Origin of the sequence: Pseudomonas sp. NPDC087697 (genome assembly GCF_044743155.1) — a bacterium.
GTDB lineage: Bacteria > Pseudomonadota > Gammaproteobacteria > Pseudomonadales > Pseudomonadaceae > Aquipseudomonas.
This window is the reverse complement of sequence record NZ_JBIUVW010000030.1, coordinates 45,027-64,889: the sequence shown is the minus strand read 5'-3', so window position 1 is coordinate 64,889 and position 19,863 is coordinate 45,027. Positions and strand designations below refer to the sequence as shown.

General features: G+C 58.7%; 22 protein-coding genes. 1 reads left to right on the top strand and 21 read right to left on the bottom strand.

Features of this window, described 5'->3' with window-relative positions; all coding sequences use genetic code 11:
• Nucleotides 1-106: 106 nt before the first annotated feature.
• The 18 genes from bamB to trmJ form a co-directional block, all read right to left on the bottom strand.
• Nucleotides 107-1,258 (bottom strand): outer membrane protein assembly factor BamB, encoded by a 1,152-nt coding sequence (bamB, locus tag ACIPIN_RS19495; protein WP_401121040.1) that lies wholly within the window; start codon nt 1,256-1,258, stop codon nt 107-109.
• Nucleotides 1,251-1,892, bottom strand: a complete 642-nt coding sequence (locus ACIPIN_RS19490) for a tetratricopeptide repeat protein (RefSeq protein WP_401121037.1) — start codon at nt 1,890-1,892, stop codon at nt 1,251-1,253. The genes bamB and ACIPIN_RS19490 overlap by 8 nt, the downstream gene beginning before the upstream one ends.
• Before the next feature lie 40 nt (nt 1,893-1,932).
• Complete coding sequence (hisS, locus tag ACIPIN_RS19485) at nt 1,933-3,222, bottom strand: histidine--tRNA ligase (RefSeq protein WP_123425098.1); 1,290 nt, start codon at nt 3,220-3,222, stop codon at nt 1,933-1,935.
• 22 nt (nt 3,223-3,244) lie between these two features.
• Complete coding sequence (gene ispG, locus ACIPIN_RS19480) at nt 3,245-4,354, bottom strand: flavodoxin-dependent (E)-4-hydroxy-3-methylbut-2-enyl-diphosphate synthase (protein WP_401121035.1); 1,110 nt, start codon at nt 4,352-4,354, stop codon at nt 3,245-3,247.
• A 3-nt stretch (nt 4,355-4,357) separates the two neighbouring features.
• A complete protein-coding gene (locus ACIPIN_RS19475; protein WP_401121033.1) occupies nt 4,358-5,383 on the bottom strand; it encodes a RodZ domain-containing protein in 1,026 nt (341 codons plus the stop codon).
• On the bottom strand, nt 5,383-6,141 hold the full coding sequence (pilW, locus tag ACIPIN_RS19470) for a type IV pilus biogenesis/stability protein PilW (RefSeq protein WP_401121031.1): 759 nt from the start codon (nt 6,139-6,141) through the stop codon (nt 5,383-5,385). The genes ACIPIN_RS19475 and pilW overlap by 1 nt, the downstream gene beginning before the upstream one ends.
• A 12-nt stretch (nt 6,142-6,153) precedes the next feature.
• Complete coding sequence (gene rlmN, locus ACIPIN_RS19465) at nt 6,154-7,302, bottom strand: 23S rRNA (adenine(2503)-C(2))-methyltransferase RlmN (protein ID WP_401121029.1); 1,149 nt, start codon at nt 7,300-7,302, stop codon at nt 6,154-6,156.
• Nucleotides 7,303-7,330: 28 nt separating this feature from the next.
• Nucleotides 7,331-7,756, bottom strand: coding sequence for a nucleoside-diphosphate kinase (gene ndk, locus ACIPIN_RS19460; protein ID WP_347901853.1), 426 nt, complete (start codon nt 7,754-7,756; stop codon nt 7,331-7,333).
• A gap of 90 nt (nt 7,757-7,846) precedes the next feature.
• Entirely contained in the window at nt 7,847-8,047 is a 201-nt protein-coding gene (iscX, locus tag ACIPIN_RS19455; protein ID WP_071553503.1) for a Fe-S cluster assembly protein IscX, read from the bottom strand.
• A 14-nt stretch (nt 8,048-8,061) separates the two neighbouring features.
• A complete protein-coding gene (gene fdx, locus ACIPIN_RS19450; RefSeq protein ID WP_071553502.1) occupies nt 8,062-8,403 on the bottom strand; it encodes an ISC system 2Fe-2S type ferredoxin in 342 nt (113 codons plus the stop codon).
• A gap of 3 nt (nt 8,404-8,406) precedes the next feature.
• The gene (hscA, locus tag ACIPIN_RS19445) at nt 8,407-10,269 is read right to left on the bottom strand and encodes a Fe-S protein assembly chaperone HscA (RefSeq protein ID WP_401121024.1); all 1,863 of its coding nucleotides are present in this window, start codon (nt 10,267-10,269) and stop codon (nt 8,407-8,409) included.
• A gap of 51 nt (nt 10,270-10,320) precedes the next feature.
• Nucleotides 10,321-10,842 carry a co-chaperone HscB gene (gene hscB, locus ACIPIN_RS19440; RefSeq protein WP_401121021.1) on the bottom strand — a complete coding sequence of 174 codons (522 nt, stop codon included), beginning with the start codon at nt 10,840-10,842 and terminating at the stop codon, nt 10,321-10,323.
• 8 nt (nt 10,843-10,850) lie between these two features.
• A complete protein-coding gene (gene iscA, locus ACIPIN_RS19435) occupies nt 10,851-11,174 on the bottom strand; it encodes an iron-sulfur cluster assembly protein IscA (protein ID WP_019693468.1) in 324 nt (107 codons plus the stop codon).
• 34 nt (nt 11,175-11,208) lie between these two features.
• Nucleotides 11,209-11,595, bottom strand: coding sequence for a Fe-S cluster assembly scaffold IscU (gene iscU, locus ACIPIN_RS19430; RefSeq protein WP_003443374.1), 387 nt, complete (start codon nt 11,593-11,595; stop codon nt 11,209-11,211).
• A gap of 94 nt (nt 11,596-11,689) precedes the next feature.
• Nucleotides 11,690-12,904, bottom strand: a complete 1,215-nt coding sequence (locus tag ACIPIN_RS19425) for an IscS subfamily cysteine desulfurase (protein ID WP_103319241.1) — start codon at nt 12,902-12,904, stop codon at nt 11,690-11,692.
• Nucleotides 12,905-12,954: 50 nt separating this feature from the next.
• Nucleotides 12,955-13,446 carry a Fe-S cluster assembly transcriptional regulator IscR gene (iscR, locus tag ACIPIN_RS19420; RefSeq protein ID WP_019693470.1) on the bottom strand — a complete coding sequence of 164 codons (492 nt, stop codon included), beginning with the start codon at nt 13,444-13,446 and terminating at the stop codon, nt 12,955-12,957.
• Nucleotides 13,447-13,713: 267 nt separating this feature from the next.
• Nucleotides 13,714-14,490, bottom strand: coding sequence for a serine O-acetyltransferase (gene cysE / locus ACIPIN_RS19415; RefSeq protein WP_401121018.1), 777 nt, complete (start codon nt 14,488-14,490; stop codon nt 13,714-13,716).
• A gap of 2 nt (nt 14,491-14,492) precedes the next feature.
• Complete coding sequence (trmJ, locus tag ACIPIN_RS19410; protein ID WP_401121016.1) at nt 14,493-15,263, bottom strand: tRNA (cytosine(32)/uridine(32)-2'-O)-methyltransferase TrmJ; 771 nt, start codon at nt 15,261-15,263, stop codon at nt 14,493-14,495.
• A 145-nt stretch (nt 15,264-15,408) separates the two neighbouring features.
• Between trmJ and suhB the strand changes: the two genes are divergently transcribed.
• Nucleotides 15,409-16,224, top strand: a complete 816-nt coding sequence (gene suhB, locus ACIPIN_RS19405) for an inositol-phosphate phosphatase (protein ID WP_401121014.1) — start codon at nt 15,409-15,411, stop codon at nt 16,222-16,224.
• Between the two features lie 170 nt (nt 16,225-16,394).
• Here the strand turns inward: suhB and ACIPIN_RS19400 are convergent, their stop codons facing one another.
• The 3 genes from ACIPIN_RS19400 to secD form a co-directional block, all read right to left on the bottom strand.
• Nucleotides 16,395-16,946: a glycine zipper 2TM domain-containing protein gene (locus tag ACIPIN_RS19400; protein WP_401121011.1), complete on the bottom strand. Its 552-nt coding sequence runs from the start codon at nt 16,944-16,946 to the stop codon at nt 16,395-16,397.
• A 118-nt stretch (nt 16,947-17,064) separates the two neighbouring features.
• The gene (gene secF / locus ACIPIN_RS19395) at nt 17,065-17,979 is read right to left on the bottom strand and encodes a protein translocase subunit SecF (RefSeq protein ID WP_401121009.1); all 915 of its coding nucleotides are present in this window, start codon (nt 17,977-17,979) and stop codon (nt 17,065-17,067) included.
• A gap of 9 nt (nt 17,980-17,988) precedes the next feature.
• On the bottom strand, nt 17,989-19,857 hold the full coding sequence (secD, locus tag ACIPIN_RS19390; protein ID WP_401121008.1) for a protein translocase subunit SecD: 1,869 nt from the start codon (nt 19,855-19,857) through the stop codon (nt 17,989-17,991).
• Nucleotides 19,858-19,863: the final 6 nt, after the last annotated feature.

Here is a 19,863-nt window from a genome sequence, read left to right as displayed (position 1 = left end):
AAAGCCGCTGCGAGGCAGCGGCTGGTGCTCGGGGCAGCACTTGATGTGCCGCAAGCCTTGCAGAGCAAGGCCGCTTGGAGAATTAACCCCAAGCATAGTCAAACCATTACTTGATGGTCAGGGCTTCCAGTTTGCCACTGTTGCCAAACACGTAAATCATGTCACCCACCACCAGCGGACGGACACGCAGGCCGTCGCTGTCGATGCGTTCACGGCCGACGAAACGACCGTCCACCTGACTCAGCAGGTGCAGGTAACCTTCCAGGTCACCGACTGCAACGTAGCTGGAGAACACTTCCGGTGCCGTCAGTTGACGGCGGGCCAGCGAGTCGTTAGTCCACAACGCTGTGGTAGAACGCTCGTCGATGCCTTCAATGCTACCCGAAGCGAGGCTCACATAGACGCTGCCGAAACCTTGGGCGACACCGGCATAGCTGGAAGCATCACGCTGCCAGAGCTGACGACCGCTTTGCAGGTCCAGGGCCGCAACACGCCCCTGATAGCTGGCCACGTAGATCTTGTCGCCGGACAGCAGCAAGCCACCGTCGATATCGACTACACGCTCCAGCTCCGAGCGACCCTGTGGAATCGCAATGCGCTGCTCCCAGACCGGCACGCCGTTGGAGATATCCAGAGCGACCACTTTACCCGTCGACAGACCGGCAAGCGCCAGATGATTGGTAACGACCGGCGCACTGGTGCCGCGCAGAGTCAGTACCGCAGGAGTGCTGTCATACAACCAGCGCTGGTTGCCGGTGGCAGCATCCAGACCGATCAGATGATCGCCCTGAGTCTGCACCACCACCACGTCACCGTTGTTTGCAGGCGGTGCGAGCACTTCGCTGGACACGCGAGCGCGCCATTTCTCTTCACCGGAGCTTGCATCCAGGGCAACCACTTCGCCTTTGAGCGTACCGATCATGACCAGACCGTAACCCACACCAACGGCGCCGGACACAGGCAGTTCGAGATCTTTCTTCCATTTGACGTCGCCGTTCATACGATCCAGCGCCATCACGATGCCTTTGGAGTCGGCAGCATAGAGGGTGTTGCCATCGATGCCTGGCACCAGCATGTTGTAGATTTCGCCCTGACCGTTACCGATCGAACGGCTCCACTGCTTTTGCAGGACCACTTCTTCTTTGAAGTCGACCAACTCAGCCGGCGGCAGTTCTTTTTTGCTGTTGCTGCTGCAACCCGTGGCCAGAATGGCGAGAGCCAGCAATGCTGCATGTTTCCAACGGATCACGTCACGCATCCCCTTTGGCAAGGTCGTCCAGCTTGATTTGTAAGCCACCGACCGCCGCTTCATCCGACAGCGCAGCCTTGGCTTTTTGATAAGCAGCATGGGCTTCGTCGGTACGACCCAACTGGACCAGCAGGTCACCCTTGAGTTCTTCGCGAGTGGCCAGGAATGCCTTGTCGGCATCACCTTCGAGCAGTTTCAGCGCTTCGTCGACCTTGTTCTGTGCGGCCAGAACCTGAGCCAGACGTTGACGCGCCACTTCGCCCAGAGCCGGGTTGGCGGGTTTGTCAGTCACAGCCTTGAGCTCGCTTGCAGCATCATCCAGCTTGCCGCTGTCGACCGCGACTTTCGCCACGAACAGGCTGCCGTATTGTGCGTAAGCAGTGCCACCGAACTCGCTCTTGAGCTTGTTGGCGAGGTCCGCTACACGGGCCGGGTCAGGCTTACCGTCCGGGGTCAGTGTGGTTTCCAGCAGTTGCTGATAGAGCATCGAGGCGCCTTGCGACTGATTGCTCTGATACTTGTGAAACGCCTGCCAGCCGAACACGATGACCAGTGCCAACAGGCCGCCGGTCACTAGAGGTTTGCCGTTACGCTGCCACCAGTCTTTGAATTCCGCCAGATGTTCGTCTTCGGTACTCGACACCCCAATACTCCTTATTCGCTAAATCGGCTGTTTGACAGCTTCAACCCTGCACGACGCAGGTGGCCAGGTGAGCGGCAAGCGCATCCCAGGCAATGCTTTGTTGTTCGCCCTGGCCACGCAGGGGTTTGAAACCTACCACTTGCTGGGCCATTTCGTCGTCACCGAGGATCAATGCGTACAGCGCACCGCTCTTGTCGGCCTTCTTGAACTGACTTTTGAAGCTGCCTGCGCCGGCATTGATCTGCAGACGCAGGTTTGGCAGCTGATCACGAACCCGTTCGCTCAGTGTCAGCGCTGCCAACTCGGCGGCTTCACCGAAGGCGCAGAGGTAGACATCGACCTGCCGGGAGATTTCTTCCGGGATCTGCTCCAGGGTTTCGAGCAACAGCACCAGGCGCTCGATACCCATGGCGAAACCAACGCCCGGAGTCGGCTTGCCGCCCATCTGCTCGACCAGACCGTCGTAACGGCCACCCGCGCAGACAGTGCCCTGGGCGCCGAGTTTGTCGGTGACCCATTCGAATACGGTTTTGCTGTAGTAATCCAGCCCGCGCACCAGCTTCGGGTTGATCACGTAAGGAATGCCGGCGGCGTCCAGACGAGCCTTGAGGCCCTCGAAGTGAGTGCGGGACTCTTCGTCGAGGTAGTCAGCCATCTTCGGCGCATCGAGCAAGGCCGCCTGGGTATCGGCGTTCTTGGTATCAAGCACCCGCAGCGGGTTGGTTTTCAGACGGCGCTGGCTGTCTTCGTCCAGTTGGTCCAGACGTGCCGTCAGATACTCGACCAGTGCATCGCGATAACGACCGCGAGATTCACTGGTGCCCAGGCTGTTGAGTTCGAGCTTGACCGCGTCACGGATGCCCAACTCGCCCCACAGGCGCCAGGTCAGCACGATCAGTTCGGCGTCGATGTCTGGACCATCGAGGTTGAAAACCTCGCAACCAATCTGGTGGAACTGGCGATAACGGCCTTTTTGCGGACGCTCATGGCGGAACATCGGGCCGATGTACCAGAGTTTCTGCACCTGGCCACCGCCAGTGATGCCGTGCTCAAGCACTGCACGCACGCACGCCGCTGTGCCCTCAGGGCGCAGGGTCAGCGAGTCGCCGTTACGGTCGTCGAAGGTGTACATCTCTTTTTCGACGATGTCGGTCACTTCACCGATGGAGCGTTTGAACAGCTCGGTGAACTCGACGATCGGCATACGAATCTGCTTGTAACCGTAGTTATCCAGCAGACGCGAAACGGTGCCCTCGAAATGACGCCACAGAGGGGTCTGTTCGGGCAGGATGTCGTTCATGCCACGAATGGCTTGCAGAGACTTGCTCACAAAATTTCCTTAATTCGTTCGATCAGCCGCGGGCGATAACTGCCGCGTCGGCTTCGACCTTTTCGGCCGCTTTCTGGCGGATCAGCCGTTCCAGCTCATCCACCAGATTGTCATTCGTCAATTTCTGCGCCGGCTTGCCGTCGATGTAAATCAGGTTCGGCGTACCGCCAGTCAGGCCGATGTGGGCCTCTTTGGCTTCGCCGGGACCGTTGACCACGCAACCGATGACCGCAACATCCAGCGGCACCAGCAGATCCTCGAGACGCCCTTCCAGTTCGTTCATGGTTTTCACCACATCGAAGTTCTGCCGCGAGCAGCTCGGGCAGGCGATGAAGTTGATGCCACGGGAACGCAGGTGCAGGGACTTGAGAATGTCGTAGCCGACTTTCACTTCCTCGACCGGATCAGCCGCCAACGAGATGCGAATAGTATCGCCAATCCCTTCGGCGAGCAGCATACCGAGGCCCACGGCGGATTTCACTGTGCCAGAACGCAAACCGCCGGCTTCAGTGATGCCCAGGTGCAGTGGCTGAACGATTTCCTTGGCCAGCAGACGATAGGCTTCGACGGCCATGAACACGTCGGAGGCCTTCACGCTGACCTTGAAGTCCTGGAAATTCAGGCGTTCAAGGTGCTCGACGTGACGCAGGGCCGACTCGACCAGCGCGGCAGGCGTTGGCTCGCCATATTTCTTTTGCAGGTCTTTTTCCAGGGAACCGGCGTTGACGCCGATACGGATCGGAATCCCGCGGTCACGGGCAGCATCGACCACCGCGCGCACACGGTCTTCACGACCGATGTTGCCGGGGTTGATGCGCAGGCAATCGACACCCAGTTCGGCTACGCGCAAGGCGATCTTGTAGTCGAAGTGAATGTCGGCAACCAACGGCACCTTGACCAGTTGCTTGATTCGACCGAAGGCTTCAGCGGCGTCCATGTCCGGAACGGAAATCCGCACGATATCGACGCCAGCAGCTTCCAGACGATTGATCTGGGCCACGGTGGCGGCAACGTCATTGGTGTCGCTGTTGGTCATGCTCTGTACAGCGATAGGCGCATCACCGCCCACCGGTACCGAACCAACCCAGATCTTGCGGGATTCGCGACGTTTGATTGGAGATTCGCCGTGCATGACTTATTGACCCAACTTCAGGCGAGCAGTCTCGCCACTGGTGAACGGAGCTACATCGACCACTTGCCCGTTGTAGCTGATCTGCGCGCCATGGGCATAGCCCAGACGTACTGCAAACGGTGGTTTGCCGCTGACGTCGGCGGTTTCGCCTTTACGCTTGAGACCGCTCAACAGCACTTTGCCGTTGCCATCGGTAACTTGCGTCCAGCAGTCGGCAGAGAACTGAATCCGAACCTGACCCGCGCCGGCAACCGGAGCGGCTGGTGCTGACGCGGCCGCCACGACTGGCGCTGGCGCAGGCGCAGCAGGCGCGACCGGTGCCACTGGCGTCGCAACAACCGGGGCTGGTGCAGTGCGGGCCGTCGGCACAACTACGGGGGCTGTCGGCACGATCACGGGAGCTACCGGAGCCGCCGGAGCTGGCGCTTCAACAGTCGCCTTAACTTCGGCGGTGGCCGGACCCTCAGGCAAAGCAAGAGGCGTCCCGGCTTCGGTCTGACCTTCTACTACGGCCTGATCTTCCGGCTCGTCGAGCGGATGAATCTGTGTGGTGCCATCGGCGCCTTCGACTTCCACGTGCTCAGGGCTCAGACCGATCAAGTCCTTGGTGCGCAAGGACGTTTGATCCTGCCACCAGACAAAACCGCCACCCACCACGGCAATCAGCAGCAACAGGCTGACGATTCGCAAAATGGTATGGGAAACTCGTGTTGGCTCTTCGATACGCCCAAGGCTGTGCACGTTGCTGCCCTGGGAGTCGGTGCCGGTGTGCTGATCGAACTGTTGAACCAGAACGGCCTGATCCATGCCAAGCAGTTTGGCGTAAGCGCGGATATAGCCGCGAGCAAAGGTATGCCCGGGCAGCTTGTCGAAAGCGCCGTCTTCCAGATTCTTCAAGGAATTCACGGTGAGATTGAGCTTGAGCGCTACTTCCGCCAGCGACCAACCATTGCCTTCGCGGGCCTGACGCAGGGTCTCTCCGGGGTTTACGCGAGTCGCTGCTACAACTTCTGGATGCGCCGCTTTCATCATTGCTCCGACAGGTATTGCTGATATTCCGGCGTACCGGGATAGAGTCGTTTTAATTGCAGGCCCAAACTGGCGGCCTTGTCGCGATCTTCGAACACGCCGGCCAGCCGAACGCCGAGCAATAGACTACGTGCATTTTGCTCGGCGAGCAGGCTAAAACGATCGTAATAGTCGCGCGCGGGCACATAATGCCTGTCTTCGTACGACAACTCAGCCATTTCCAGCAACGCACGTGGCTGTTGTCGGTTCAGGCGCAGGGCTTTTTCCAGTTGCTGCTGAGCCAACTCACGCTGACCGAGCATCGATGCGGTCATGCCGAGGTTCTCGAAAACCCGTGAACGCTCGGGATAAAGGCTATCGGCAGCCGCTTGCTCAAAGCGCTCGTAAGCTTCCTTGTAACGTTTCTCTTCAAAGAGAAAACTGCCGTAGTTGTTCAGGATGCGTGCATCACCAGGACGACCGGACAGTGCCTTGCGAAAATGCTGATCAGCGAGCTCGGGCTCCATCTCGGCCTGAAATACCAGGCCCAACGCCGCGTTGGCGTCCGGGTCGGAGCTATCCAGTTCGAGGGCCTTCTTCAACGGGACTTTCGCCCGCTCGGTCATGCCCTGCTGCAGATACCCCACGCCCAGCTGCACATAAGCAGCACGCGCCTCGTCGCGCCCCTTGCTGGTTTTCATCGGATTGAAATCACCCGACAGAACACAGCCAGCCGACAGGCTGGCGAACAGCAGAAGCAGCGCTAGGCGCAGGGACATGGAGATCCTCTCTTAAGTACGATTCGCAGCGTCTTGCGCCATATCGTTCTCGGCGCTCAATTCACGCACGGCGATATAACGCTCGCTACGACGGGTGCGATCCAGCACCTGTCCTACCAATTGGCCACACGCGGCGTCGATGTCTTCGCCACGGGTGGTGCGCACGGTGACATTGAAGCCAGCGTGATGAAGTTGATCCTGGAAACGACGGATGGCGTTGTTGCTCGGCCGCTCGTAACCGGAATGGGGGAACGGGTTGAACGGGATCAGGTTGATCTTGCAAGGGGTGTCCTTGAGCAACTCGATCATTTCAACCGCGTGCTCGACCTTGTCATTGATGTCCTTGAGCAAGGTGTACTCGATGGTCAGCACGCGCTTTTCGCCCAAGGACGACATGTAGCGACGGCAAGACTCGAGGAGCATTTTCAGCGGGTATTTCTTGTTGATCGGCACCAACTGGTTACGCAGCGCATCGTTGGGTGCGTGCAGGGACAACGCCAGGGAAACGTCGATGTGCTTGGACAGCTCATCGATCATCGGCACCACGCCGGAGGTCGACAGGGTTACACGGCGCTTGGAAATGCCGTAGCCCAGGTCATCCATCATCAGGTGCATGGCGGCAACGACGTTGTCGAAGTTCAGCAGCGGCTCACCCATGCCCATCATCACCACGTTGGTGATGGCACGGTCGGCGGTTGCCGGGATGCTGCCGAACGATTTATTGGCAATCCACACCTGGCCGATGACTTCGGCGGCGGTGAGGTTGCTGTTGAAACCTTGCTTGCCGGTGGAGCAGAAACTGCAATCCAGGGCACAGCCTGCCTGGGACGAAACGCACAGAGTGCCGCGTTTGCCCTGGGGAATGTAGACAGTCTCGACGCAGCTGCCGGACGCCACGCGCACCACCCACTTACGGGTGCCGTCGCTGGAGATGTCCTCGCTGACCACTTCGGGGCCGCGAACTTCAGCAATAGCCTTGAGCTTGTCGCGCAAGGCTTTGCTGACGTTCGTCATGGCGTCGAAATCATCGACGCCAAGGTGGTGAATCCACTTCATTACCTGACCGGCACGGAAACGCTTCTCCCCGATTGAGTCGAAGAATTTTTCCATTTCCAGCTGAGTCAGACCCAGCAGGTTAGTTTTTGCAGTCGATGTAGTCATGGATTCACCTTCACTCATAAGCCAATGCTTAGCGAGTGGTTACTTCAGTAGCTGCGAAGAAGTACGAGATTTCGCGAGCAGCAGCGGCTTCGGAGTCCGAACCGTGTACAGCGTTGGCGTCGATGGAGTCAGCGAAGTCAGCACGGATGGTGCCGGCAGCAGCTTCTTTAGGGTTGGTAGCGCCCATCAGCTCACGGTTCAGAGCGATAGCGTTTTCGCCTTCCAGAACCTGAACAACAACCGGACCGGAGATCATGAAAGCAACCAGGTCGCCGAAGAAACCACGAGCGCTGTGCTCAGCGTAGAAGCCTTCAGCTTCAGCTTTGGACAGTTGCTTCATTTTCGAAGCTACAACGCGCAGGCCAGCTTTTTCGAAACGGGTGATGATCTCGCCAGTCACGTTTTTTGCAACTGCGTCAGGCTTGATGATGGAGAAAGTACGTTGAACAGCCATGGTGTAACTCCAGAAACGGTAATTTGCGAAAAATTAAACCCGCGAATTATACGCGGGTTCTTTGGTATTGCCTAACGGCGTACGGTGCGTTCAGTCGGCTTCTTCGATCCAGGCCGCTTGAATGGCTTCAAGCACCTTCTCGCCACCGCGAGCAGCGTCATCATTGAACTCTGGCAATGCCAGCACCCATTGGTGCAGATCGACGAAGTTCACGTAACGCGGATCCACGTCCGGTTTGCTTTCAGCCAGCTGGATTGCGATTTCCAGCACATCAACCCATTTAAGACTCATGACAGATCCTTGAATCAGTGCGGCGCTTCGGCTGCATGGTTGAGCGAGTATTTAGGTATTTCGACGGTCAGGTCTTCAGTCCCGACGACTGCCTGGCAGGTCAGGCGCGACTGCGCTTCCAGACCCCAGGCCCGATCAAGATAGTCTTCTTCCAGCTCATCGGCCTCATTCAGCGAGTCGAAGCCTTCGCGAATGATGCAGTGACAGGTGGTGCAGGCACAGACGCCGCCGCAGGCGCTCTCGATCTCGATATGGTTGTCATGGGCGACTTCGAGAATGGACTTGCCGGTCTCAGCCTCTACAACCATTCCGTCCGGGCAATGCTCGGCGTGTGGCAGAAAAATGATCTGCGGCATCAGTTATTCCTCGATTTCATTCAGGTTGCGCCCCGCCAGAGCGGCTTTCACCGTCGAGTCCAGGCGGCGGGCAGCAAAGGCATCAGTCACTTGCGACAGACGCTTGGTCTGCTGCTCGATGGCGTAACCATCGGTGCCTTGCATCAATTCGGTCAGTTCCTGCATCTGCAATTCGATGACCATGCGTTCTTCGGCGTCGAGCAGGCGCTCGCCGTCGACATCGAGGGCGCCCTGCACCGCTTCGATCAAACGCTGGGCATCGACTTGCTGTTCACGCAGCACGCGGGCGACCTTGTCGTCGTTGGCGTGCTGGAACGAATCCTTGAGCATGCGGGCGATTTCGCCGTCCGTCAGGCCGTAGGACGGCTTGACCTGGATGCTCGCCTCAACGCCCGAACCCAATTCGCGGGCGGCAACGCTGAGCAAGCCATCGGCGTCGACCTGGAAGGTCACGCGAATTTTCGCCGCACCCGCGACCATGGCTGGAATGCCGCGCAATTCGAAACGCGCCAGGGAACGGCAGTCACTGATCAGCTCGCGCTCGCCCTGCAACACGTGGATCGCCATGGCCGACTGGCCATCTTTATAGGTGGTGAAGTCCTGAGCGCGGGCGACAGGGATGGTGGTGTTACGCGGAATCACCTTCTCCATCAGACCGCCCATGGTTTCCAGCCCCAAGGACAACGGAATCACGTCGAGCAGCAGCAGTTCGCCGCCATCGCGCTTGTTGCCGGCCAAGGTATCGGCCTGGATCGCAGCACCAATGGCCACCACTTGATCCGGATCGATGTCGGTCAGCGGTTCGCGACCGAAGGCTTCGGCAACCGCTTCACGAACGCGAGGCACGCGAGTCGAGCCGCCAACCATGACCACAGCGTGCACGTCTTCCAGTTCGATACCGGAATCACGCACCGCACGACGACAGGCTTTCAGACTGCGAGCGACCATCGGCTCGATCAGCGCATCGAAGGCTTCATGGGTCAGCTCGGATTTCCAATCGCCATAGGCGACTTCAACCGTCGCCGCATTGGTCAGGGCTTCTTTGGCCGCACACGCGGTTTGCAGCAAATGACGTTGCGCGCCCGGATCGAGGTCGGCGGACAGACCGGCGTTCTCAATGATCCAGCCAGCAATCGCGTGATCGAAGTCGTCGCCGCCCAGGGCACTGTCGCCACCGGTTGCCAGCACTTCAAACACACCGCCAGTCAGACGCAGAATCGAAATATCGAAGGTGCCGCCGCCCAGGTCATAAATGGCAACCAGGCCTTCGGCCTGTTGATCCAGACCATAAGCCACCGCCGCAGCGGTCGGCTCGTTGAGCAAACGCAGCACGTTCAGACCGGCCAACTTGGCCGCGTCCTTGGTTGCCTGGCGCTGTGCGTCATCGAAATATGCCGGAACGGTGATCACCGCGCCAACCAGCTCGCCGCCCAGCGTCAACTCGGCGCGCTGACGCAGCACCTTGAGGATATCGGCGGAAATTTCGACCGGGCTTTTCGGCCCTTGCACGGTGTCGATAAACGGCATGTGCGACTCGCCATCGACAAAGCGGTACGGCAACTGTTCGCCCAATTGCTTGACGTCGGACAGACCACGACCCATCAAGCGCTTGACCGACAACACCGTGTTCAGCGGATCGGTAGCAGCTGCCAGTTTGGCGGACTCGCCGACCTCGACACGGTCAGCGTGATAGCGCACCGCAGACGGCATAATGACTTGCCCGTCAGCATCGGCCAGCGGCTCGGAAAGACCACTGCGCAACGCAGCGACCAGCGAATTGGTAGTGCCCAAGTCGATCCCCACAGCCAGACGACGCTGGTGCGGTTGAGGACTTTGGCCGGGTTCGGCGATCTGCAGTAGGGCCATCGTAATCCGGACTGATCGGTATATCAGGCGTGCGACCGAGGCGGCACTGGGTTAATCGTCGAGGCGCTCTTCTAACTGGCGCACTTCGTAGGTGAGCTTGTCGAGGAACTGCATGCGCCGCATCAGGCGTTCGGCCTGTTCACGTTGCGCTGCATCATTCCAGCAAGCCGCGAAGCTTTCGTTCAGTTCATCCTGAGCGACCTTCAGGCGACGCTTGAATACTGCAATCCCGGCCAGATCGGCACTGTCTTGCAGGTCTTCGAGCTCTTCGCGCCATTGCATCTGCTGCAGAAGAAATTCCGGATCATGCACCGTGACCTCCAGCGGCAGCTCACGACCACCCATGGCGAGCAGGTAACGCGCGCGCTTGGGGGGACTTTTGAGCGTCTGGTAGGCCTCGTTGAGGCTCGCGGATTGCTCTAGCGCCAGCCGTTGCTCGCGCTCGGAAGCGTCAGCAAAGCGGTCTGGATGAACGCCGCGCGCCAACTCACGGTAGCGCGTAGCCAGCTGATCGAGATCCAGAGTGAAGCTCGGTTGCAGCTCAAATAAAGCGAAATGACAAGGAATACCCACGAGCAGCCTCAGATGTTGAAGCTTTCGCCGCAGCCACATTCGCCGCGCACGTTGGGATTGTTGAACTTGAAGCCTTCGTTCAACCCTTCCTTGACGAAATCGAGCTCGGTACCGTCCAGGTAAGCCAGACTTTTCGGATCGATGATCACTTTCTCGCCGTGACTTACGAATACCTGATCGTCTGCCCCTACCTCATCGACAAACTCCAGCACGTAGGCAAGGCCGGAACAGCCCGTGGTGCGAACACCCAGACGAATCCCATCACCCTTGCCGCGCCCGTCGAGGGAGCGTCGCACGTGTTGAGCAGCCGCTTCTGTCATGCTGATAGCCATCGGTGACTCCTTACTCGTCGCCAAATCTTGAAAGTCAGATCAAGCCTTTCTTCTGCTTGTAATCGCGAACGGCAGCCTTGATGGCGTCTTCAGCGAGTACCGAGCAGTGGATTTTCACTGGCGGCAGGGCCAGTTCTTCGGCCAGCTGAGTGTTCTTGATGGTTTCTGCTTCATCCAGAGTCTTGCCCTTCATCCACTCGGTAGCGAGGGAGCTGGAAGCAATGGCAGAGCCGCAGCCGTAGGTCTTGAACTTGGCGTCTTCGATGATGCCTTGCTCGTTGACCTTGATTTGCAGGCGCATAACGTCGCCGCACGCTGGAGCGCCGACCATGCCGGTGCCGACATCAGGATCTTCCGCGTCCATCTTGCCGACGTTGCGCGGGTTCTCGTAGTGGTCGATGACCTTTTCGCTGTAAGCCATGATTCAATCCTCACTCATCAGAGAGTCGCTCTTCGGGCCCTGTAAGCCAACTTTTCAGTACGCTTACAGAGCCCGTATGCGGCGACTTAATTCGTTAGTGTGCCGCCCACTCGATCTTCGAAATGTCGACGCCGTCTTTGTACATGTCCCACAGCGGCGACAGAGCGCGCAGCTTGGTGACGGCCTCGCAGACTTTCTGCGCGGCATAATCGATTTCTTCTTCGGTGGTGAAACGGCCGAAGGTGAAGCGAATCGAGCTGTGTGCCAGTTCGTCGTTGCGGCCCAGGGCGCGCAGTACGTACGAAGGCTCAAGGGACGCCGAGGTGCAGGCCGAACCGGACGATACCGCCAGATCCTTGAGCGCCATGATCAGCGACTCGCCTTCAACGTAGTTGAAGCTCAGGTTCAGGTTGTGCGGAACACGGGCCGTCAGGCTGCCGTTGACGTACAGCTCTTCGAGGCCTTCGACCTGTTTGAAGAAGCGGTCGCTCAGGGCTTTGATACGGACGTTTTCGGTAGCCATGTCTTCTTTGGCCACACGGAACGCTTCGCCCATGCCAACGATCTGGTGAGTTGCCAGGGTGCCGGAACGCATGCCGCGCTCGTGACCGCCGCCGTGCATGGTCGCTTCAAGGCGAACACGCGGCTTGCGGCTTACGTACAGCGCGCCAATGCCTTTAGGACCATAGGTTTTGTGAGCCGAGAAGGACATCAGATCGACTTTCAGTTTCTGCAGGTCGATCTCGACCTTGCCGGTGGACTGCGCAGCGTCGACATGGAACAGGATGCCCTTGGAACGGGTCAGTTCACCGATGGCTGCGATGTCGTTGATGGTGCCGATTTCGTTGTTCACGTGCATGACCGACACCAGGATGGTGTCATCGCGCAGCGCGGCTTCGATCATCTCAGGCGTCACCAGACCGTCTTCACGAGGATCGAGGTAGGTGACTTCAAAACCTTCGCGCTCCAGTTGGCGCATGGTGTCGAGGACAGCCTTGTGTTCGATCTTGGTGGTGATCAGGTGCTTGCCTTTGGTGCCATAGAAATGCGCGACACCCTTGATTGCCAGGTTGTCGGACTCGGTAGCACCGGAGGTCCAGACGATTTCACGCGGGTCGGCATTGACCAGATCGGCGACCTGGCGGCGAGCGTTCTCGACCGATTCTTCGGCTTTCCAGCCGAACACGTGGGAGCGGGACGCCGGGTTACCGAAGTTTCCGTCGACCAGCAGGCATTCACTCATCTTTTGCGCGACACGCGGATCAACCGGGGTGGTCGCAGAGTAATCAAGGTAAATCGGCAATTTCATGGACTATCTCCTAAATCAGGCTGGCTGGCGTGCCGCTAGCTCTTTGGCTGTCATTCGACGGCGGACGCTTCAATCTTGTCCAGACGCGGTGTCTTGCTGTTGCAACGACGCTGGTCCTGACGCTGGGCTACTTCTTGCACCTCACGGCGAGTTACAAGGTCAGCCAAGCTGATACCGCTCAGAAATTCGTGAATTTGCAGGCTCAGATCACACCACAAGTGGTGGGTCAGACAGGTGTCGCCGCCATGGCAATCACCCAGCCCCTGGCATTTGGTCGCATCGACCGATTCGTTTACCGCATCGATTACCTGAGCAACCTGGATGCCCTGCATGTCACGCGATAGCTGGTAGCCACCGCCTGGACCACGGACACTGGAGACCAGATTGCTGCGGCGCAATTTGGCGAAAAGCTGTTCGAGGTAGGACAGGGAAATGCCTTGGCGCTCAGAGATATCGGCCAGGGACACCGGCCCATGTTGCGCGTGCAACGCCAGGTCAAGCATGGCGGTGACAGCGTATCGGCCTTTTGTAGTCAGTCGCATGGACAATTACCGCGGAGTTTCGGGATGGGGGCGAGTATGCAATTCCCGAGTATTTAAGTCAACTATAAGACCTAGTACTTTAGTCAGGTTTACCCGCAAAAGAGCGCGCGCACTATAGCAAAAGCGGGGGGCGAACGACCAGCAAATGCGCGTTATCGTTCTTCGCGAGCAAGCCCGCTCCCACACTTGATCTCTGTTGTGCACAAATTTGCGGCCTCTGAAGATCTAATGTGGGAGCGGGCTTGCTCGCGAAGGGGTCAACCCGATTCAACTGGCCTTGCTTTCGCCCTTGTCTTTTACGCAGGCGAAGTCTTCTTCGCGCAGCTCGGGCAAGTCTTTGGCGCAGTAAGGGCTGCCCAGATCCTTGAGCGCGCCGCACATGTCTTCCAGTCGACCATCGACCGCTTGCAAGTGATCCAGCAACTGACCGATGGCGCGCGCCACCGGGTCCGGCATGTCTTCGCCGACCCCGTAGGCATCGAAACCAATCTTCTCGGCCATGGCCTTGCGCTTGGCCTCCAGCTCATCATCGGATTTGACGATGATCCGCCCAGGAATCCCGACCACCGTCGCACCCGCCGGCACAGCCTTGGTCACCACCGCATTGGAACCCACCTTGGCACCAGCACCCACGGTGAACGGCCCCAGAACCTTGGCGCCCGCCCCCACCACCACGCCATCTTCCAGCGTGGGATGGCGCTTGCCTTTGTTCCAACTGGTACCGCCGAGAGTCACGCCCTGATACAGCGTCACGTCATTGCCGATTTCAGCGGTTTCGCCGATGACAATGCCCATGCCATGGTCAATAAAGAAGCGACGGCCAACCTTCGCACCCGGATGAATTTCGATCCCGGTCAACCAGCGACCGAAGTTCGATACCAGCCGTGCCAGCCATTTCCAGCCCATGCCCCATAACGCCGACGACAGGCGATGAATCCAGATGGCGTGCATGCCCGGGTAGCAGGTCAGCACCTCGAAAGCATTACGTGCCGCCGGGTCACGATGGAAAACGCTCTGGATATCTTCACGCAAACGCTCGAACATCATTAATCCTTCCGTTTAAGGAGCTCACCACGGGCCGCTTTTTGGGTTTCCGTGAGGATGCCACGCAAAATATTCATTTCCGCCCGGCTGACCGAGCTTCGTCCGTACAACCGACGCAGGCGCGCCATCAAGTGTCGCGGTTTTTCCGGATCGAGAAATTCGATGGCTACCAGCGTCTGCTCCAGATGCTCATAGAATCGCTCCAACTCATCCATGGTCGCCAGCTCACCACTCTTGGTGGACGCCACTTCATCCTTCTCGATCTTGCTTGGCTGACCTTGAGCCGCCAGCCAGGACATGCGCACTTCATAGCCCAACACCTGCACCGCTGCCCCGAGGTTCAGCGAACTGAACTCAGGGTCCGATGGGATGTGCACGTGATAATGACATCGCTGCAGCTCTTCATTGGTCAGGCCGGAGTCTTCACGACCAAACACCAAAGCGATCTCGGCGCCTTGCGCAGCCTCCTCGACCACTTTCACCCCACACTCACGGGGATCGAGCAGCGGCCAAGGGATACGACGATCACGAGCACTGGTGCCCAGCACCAGATTGCAGCCGACCAGTGCATCTTCCAGCGTGGCGACGACTTGCGCGTTTTCCAGGATGTCACCGGCACCGGAGGCCCGAGCATCGGCTTCGTGATGCGGGAACAAGCGCGGCTCGACCAGCACCAATCGCGACAGCCCCATGTTCTTCATGGCACGCGCAGCCCCACCGATATTCCCCGGATGGCTGGTATTGACCAGGACGACACGAATGTTCTGCAGCAAGGGAGGCGCTCTCTGACAGGGAAATGAGGAGCAAATCTTACAGTTCATCCTACCGTTAAGCTATGAAAGCGAACGTCGTCCTTCACCTGTAGAAAACTTCTGATAGAATGCTCGGCTTTCTTTAACAACCTTAGGTGACACATCCATGCAGCCCATGCTGAATATCGCGCTGCGCGCCGCCCGCAGCGCCAGTGAATTGATCTTCCGCTCCATCGAGCGCCTGGATACCATCAAGGTCGACGAAAAAGACGCCAAGGACTACGTGTCCGAAGTGGATCGCGCTGCCGAACAGAAAATCATCGACGCGCTGCGCAAGGCCTACCCTACCCACGGCATTCTCGGTGAAGAAACCGGCATGCACGCTGGCAGCGGCGAAGGCGAAGACTACCTGTGGATCATCGACCCACTGGACGGCACCACCAACTTCCTGCGCGGCGTTCCGCATTTTGCCGTCAGCATCGCCTGCAAATACCGTGGCCGCCTGGAACACGCAGTGGTTCTGGACCCGGTTCGCCAGGAAGAATTCACCGCCAGCCGTGGTCGTGGCGCTCAGCTCAACGGTCGTCGCCTGCGCGTAAGCGGTCGCACCAGCCTTGAAGGCGCGCTGCTGGGTACGGGCTTCCCGTTCCGTGATGACCAGATGGACAACCTCGACAACTACCTGGGCATGTTCCGCAGCCTGGTTGGCCAGACCGCCGGCATCCGCCGCGCTGGCGCAGCAAGCCTGGACCTGGCTTATGTTGCCGCCGGTCGTTACGACGCATTCTGGGAGTCGGGCCTGTCCGAGTGGGACATGGCTGCAGGCGCCCTACTGATCCAGGAAGCTGGCGGCCTGGTGAGCGACTTCACCGGTGGTCACGACTTCCTTGAAAAAGGCCACGTCGTTGCCGGTAACACCAAATGCTTCAAAGCAGTACTGACGGCCATCCAGCCGCACCTGCCAGCCTCGCTGAAACGCTAAGCGCCAGGCACAAAAAAGCACCCCTCGGGGTGCTTTTTTTATGCCTGAAATTTACCTCACCGCCCGCCCTTCGTAGGAGCACAGCTTGCTGGCGATGAAGGCAGCGCGGTGCATCTGTCAGACCGCGGTGATGCCATCGCGGGCAAGCCTTGCTCCTACAAATCGGCTCATTACTTCGCCGGTTGATTCTGACCCAGAATCAGGTGACCGTCCTTATCGACCGGAATCTGGTTGCCCGGATCACGATCCATCCGCACCTTACCTTCCTTGCCGCCCAGCGAATACCGAACGTCATAGCCTACGAGCTTGTCGCTGACGTCATTGACCGTTTCACAACGCCTTTGCATCGAGGTGCTGGTATCACGCTCCTGCATGCCTTCCTGCACCCTGTTGCCGGCGTAACCGCCGCCAACCGCGCCCGCCACGGTGGCAAGTTTTTTGCCATTACCGCCACCGACCATATTGCCCAACAGACCACCGCCGACTGCGCCGATCACTGTACCGAGGATCTGATGCTGATCCTTCACCGGCGCCTGCCGGGTAACAGGCACATCCCTGCATACTTCACGTGGAGTCTTGATCTGCGTTTTGACCGGCTCAACCGCCAGAACTTGCGCATACTCAGGGCCGTTGCTTTTTACCAGGCTGTAGGTGGCAACAGCGCCTCCGGCAGTTACACCGACAGCACCCAATACCGCACCAACCAGTAACGACTTGTTCACATGAACCTCCTGACCATCACATGCGGGACATGCCCGCGCTTCTCCCTGCGTTGGAGCATAAAAAAAGGCGCGAGTTCAATACTCGCGCCTTTTGGTTATAACGAGAGGAAATAACGCCTCAAGGACGATCGTCCACTTCTTTCTCGGTATTGGCAGAAGGAATCAAATCCTCGCTGCTCAGGCTCAGCCAGATCAGCACGACGTTAGCAATATAGATCGACGAGTAGGTACCCGCCAGAACGCCGATGAACAGTGCGATGGAGAAGCCGAACAGGTTGTCGCCACCGAAGAACAGCAGAGCCGAGATCGCCAGCAAGGTGGAGATCGATGTCGCCATGGTCCGCAGCAGGGTTTGCGTGGTCGAGACGTTGATGTTCTCGATCAGGCTGGCCTTGCGCAGCACACGGAAGTTCTCACGAACCCGGTCGAATACCACGATGGTGTCGTTGAGCGAGTAACCGATGATCGCCAGTACCGCCGCCAGCACCGTCAGGTCGAAGGTGACCTGGAAGAACGACAGGATACCGACGGTCACGATCACGTCGTGGATCAGCGAGACAATCGCACCGATCGCGAACTTCCACTGAAAGCGGAAAGCCAGGTAGATCAGAATGCCGCCCAGCGCCATCAGCATGCCGAGGCCGCCCTGGTCGCGCAGTTCTTCACCGACCTGCGGGCCTACGAACTCGACGCGCTTGACCACCGCCGGGTTGTCGCCGCCGACTTTCTGCAGCGCTTCAGCCACCTGGTGACCCAGTTGAGGGTCTTCGCCAGGCATGCGCACCAGCAAATCGGTGGTAGCGCCGAAGCTCTGAACGATCGCTTCGTGATAACCCGCTTCAGCCAACTGGCCGCGAACTTTCATGACATCGGCCGGACGCTCGTAGGTCAGCTCGATGAGCGTACCGCCGGTGAAGTCCAGCCCCCAGTTCATGCCCTTGTGGAAGCAGCTGAACAACGCCAGGGCCGTAAGGAACAATGTGACGCCGAACGCAACGTTGCGAACGCCCATGAAGTTGATAGTACGTAACATGGCAGCCCCTTAAATCCACAACTTCTTGAAGTCACGACCGCCGAAGATCAGGTTGACCATCGCGCGGGTAACCATGATGGCCGTGAACATCGAGGTCAGCACCCCGAGGGACATGGTCACTGCGAAGCCCTTGACCGGACCTGTACCCATGGCAAACAGAATCCCGCCCACCAGCAAGGTGGTCAGGTTGGCGTCGAGAATCGCAGTGAATGCCCGGCCGAAGCCTTCGTTGATTGCTCGCTGCACGGTCATGCCGGCTGCGATCTCTTCACGTATCCGCGAGAAGATCAGTACGTTGGCGTCGACCGCCATACCCATGGTCAACACGATACCGGCGATACCTGGCAGGGTCAGCGTTGCACCCAGCAGCGACATCAAGGCCAGCAGCAGCACCATGTTCACACCCAGCGCAACCGTGGCAACGATGCCGAAGAAGCGGTAGATGGCCATGATGAACAGCGAAACGAACAGCATGCCCCACAGCGACGCATCGATACCCTTGGTGATGTTGTCAGCACCCAGGCTTGGACCGATGGTGCGTTCTTCAGCAAAGTACATCGGTGCCGCCAGACCACCCGCGCGCAGCAGCAATGCCAGCTCCGAGGACTCGCCCTGACCGTTCAGGCCAGTGATGCGGAACTGAGCACCCAGCGGCGACTGAATGGTCGCCAGGCTGATGATCTTCTTCTCTTCCTTGAAGGTCTGAACCGGCACGTCTTTCTCGACGCCGTTGACCATTTGCTTGACGTAAGTCGTCACCGGGCGCTGCTCGATGAAGATCACCGCCATGCTGCGACCGACGTTGGAGCGCGTCGCACGGTTCATCAGCTCACCGCCGTGACCGTCCAGACGAATGTTCACTTCCGGCGTACCGTGCTCACCGAAACCAGCCTTGGCGTCAGTTACCTGGTCGCCAGTGATGATCAGGCCACGCTCGATTTGCGCAGGAGGACGCTTGCCTTCACGGAACTCGAAAGTCTCGGAGGTAGCTTTCGAAGCACCTGGCTCAGCCGCCAGACGGAACTCGAGGTTGGCCGTCTTGCCGAGGATACGCTTGGCTTCGGCAGTGTCTTGCACGCCTGGCAGCTCAACCACGATGCGGTTGGCACCCTGACGCTGAACGATAGGTTCGGCAACACCCAGCTCGTTGACGCGGTTACGGACCGTGGTCAAGTTCTGCTTGATGGAGTATTCGCGGATTTCCGCCAGCTTGGCCGGGGTCATCGCCAGACGCAGTACCGCCTGACCATTGAGGTCGGCCGGAACAATGTCGAAATCGTTGAAGTTCTTGCGGATCAGCGCACGGGCATCTTCGCGGGAAGCTTCATCACTGAAACCCAGCTGAATGGCACCATTGATTTGCGGCAGGCTGCGATAGCGCAGCTTCTCTTTACGCAACAGGCTCTTGACGTCGCCTTCGTAGACTTTCAGGCGGGCGTCGAGGGCTTTTTCCATGTCCACTTCGAGCAGGAAGTGCACACCACCGGACAAGTCCAGACCCAGTTTCATCGGATGCGCGGCGAGGCTGCGCAGCCATTGCGGAGTCGTTTGTGCCAGGTTCAGCGCGACAACATAGTCATCACCCAACGCCTTACGCACGACGTCTTTGGCTGGCAGTTGATCTTCAGCCTTGGTCAGACGCAACAAACCGCCCTTGCCATTGGCCGAAAGAGAGGCAGCCTTGACGTTGATCCCGGCGTCGTTGAGCGCCTTGCTCACACGATCCAGATCCGCCTGATTAACCTGCAGCGCAGTACTTGCACCGCTGACCTGAATGGCCGGATCGTCAGGATAAAGATTGGGAGCGGAATAAATCAGACCGACCGCCAGCACCGCCAGGATCAGAATGTATTTCCACAGAGGGTATTTGTTCAGCATCACGCC

What these genes read in the sequence shown, in the direction of transcription:
- bamB (WP_401121040.1), bottom strand. Translation starts at nt 1,258, where the DNA reads ATGCGTGACGTGATCCGTTGGAAACATGCAGCATTGCTGGCTCTCGCC.
- ispG (WP_401121035.1), bottom strand. Translation starts at nt 4,354, where the DNA reads ATGCACGGCGAATCTCCAATCAAACGTCGCGAATCCCGCAAGATCTGG.
- ACIPIN_RS19475 (WP_401121033.1), bottom strand. Translation starts at nt 5,383, where the DNA reads ATGAAAGCGGCGCATCCAGAAGTTGTAGCAGCGACTCGCGTAAACCCC.
- pilW (WP_401121031.1), bottom strand. Translation starts at nt 6,141, where the DNA reads ATGTCCCTGCGCCTAGCGCTGCTTCTGCTGTTCGCCAGCCTGTCGGCT.
- rlmN (WP_401121029.1), bottom strand. Translation starts at nt 7,302, where the DNA reads ATGACTACATCGACTGCAAAAACTAACCTGCTGGGTCTGACTCAGCTG.
- ndk (WP_347901853.1), bottom strand. Translation starts at nt 7,756, where the DNA reads ATGGCTGTTCAACGTACTTTCTCCATCATCAAGCCTGACGCAGTTGCA.
- iscX (WP_071553503.1), bottom strand. Translation starts at nt 8,047, where the DNA reads ATGAGTCTTAAATGGGTTGATGTGCTGGAAATCGCAATCCAGCTGGCT.
- fdx (WP_071553502.1), bottom strand. Translation starts at nt 8,403, where the DNA reads ATGCCGCAGATCATTTTTCTGCCACACGCCGAGCATTGCCCGGACGGA.
- hscA (WP_401121024.1), bottom strand. Translation starts at nt 10,269, where the DNA reads ATGGCCCTACTGCAGATCGCCGAACCCGGCCAAAGTCCTCAACCGCAC.
- iscA (WP_019693468.1), bottom strand. Translation starts at nt 11,174, where the DNA reads ATGGCTATCAGCATGACAGAAGCGGCTGCTCAACACGTGCGACGCTCC.
- iscU (WP_003443374.1), bottom strand. Translation starts at nt 11,595, where the DNA reads ATGGCTTACAGCGAAAAGGTCATCGACCACTACGAGAACCCGCGCAAC.
- ACIPIN_RS19425 (WP_103319241.1), bottom strand. Translation starts at nt 12,904, where the DNA reads ATGAAATTGCCGATTTACCTTGATTACTCTGCGACCACCCCGGTTGAT.
- iscR (WP_019693470.1), bottom strand. Translation starts at nt 13,446, where the DNA reads ATGCGACTGACTACAAAAGGCCGATACGCTGTCACCGCCATGCTTGAC.
- cysE (WP_401121018.1), bottom strand. Translation starts at nt 14,490, where the DNA reads ATGTTCGAGCGTTTGCGTGAAGATATCCAGAGCGTTTTCCATCGTGAC.
- suhB (WP_401121014.1), top strand. Translation starts at nt 15,409, where the DNA reads ATGCAGCCCATGCTGAATATCGCGCTGCGCGCCGCCCGCAGCGCCAGT.
- secF (WP_401121009.1), bottom strand. Translation starts at nt 17,979, where the DNA reads ATGTTACGTACTATCAACTTCATGGGCGTTCGCAACGTTGCGTTCGGC.
- secD (WP_401121008.1), bottom strand. Translation starts at nt 19,857, where the DNA reads ATGCTGAACAAATACCCTCTGTGGAAATACATTCTGATCCTGGCGGTG.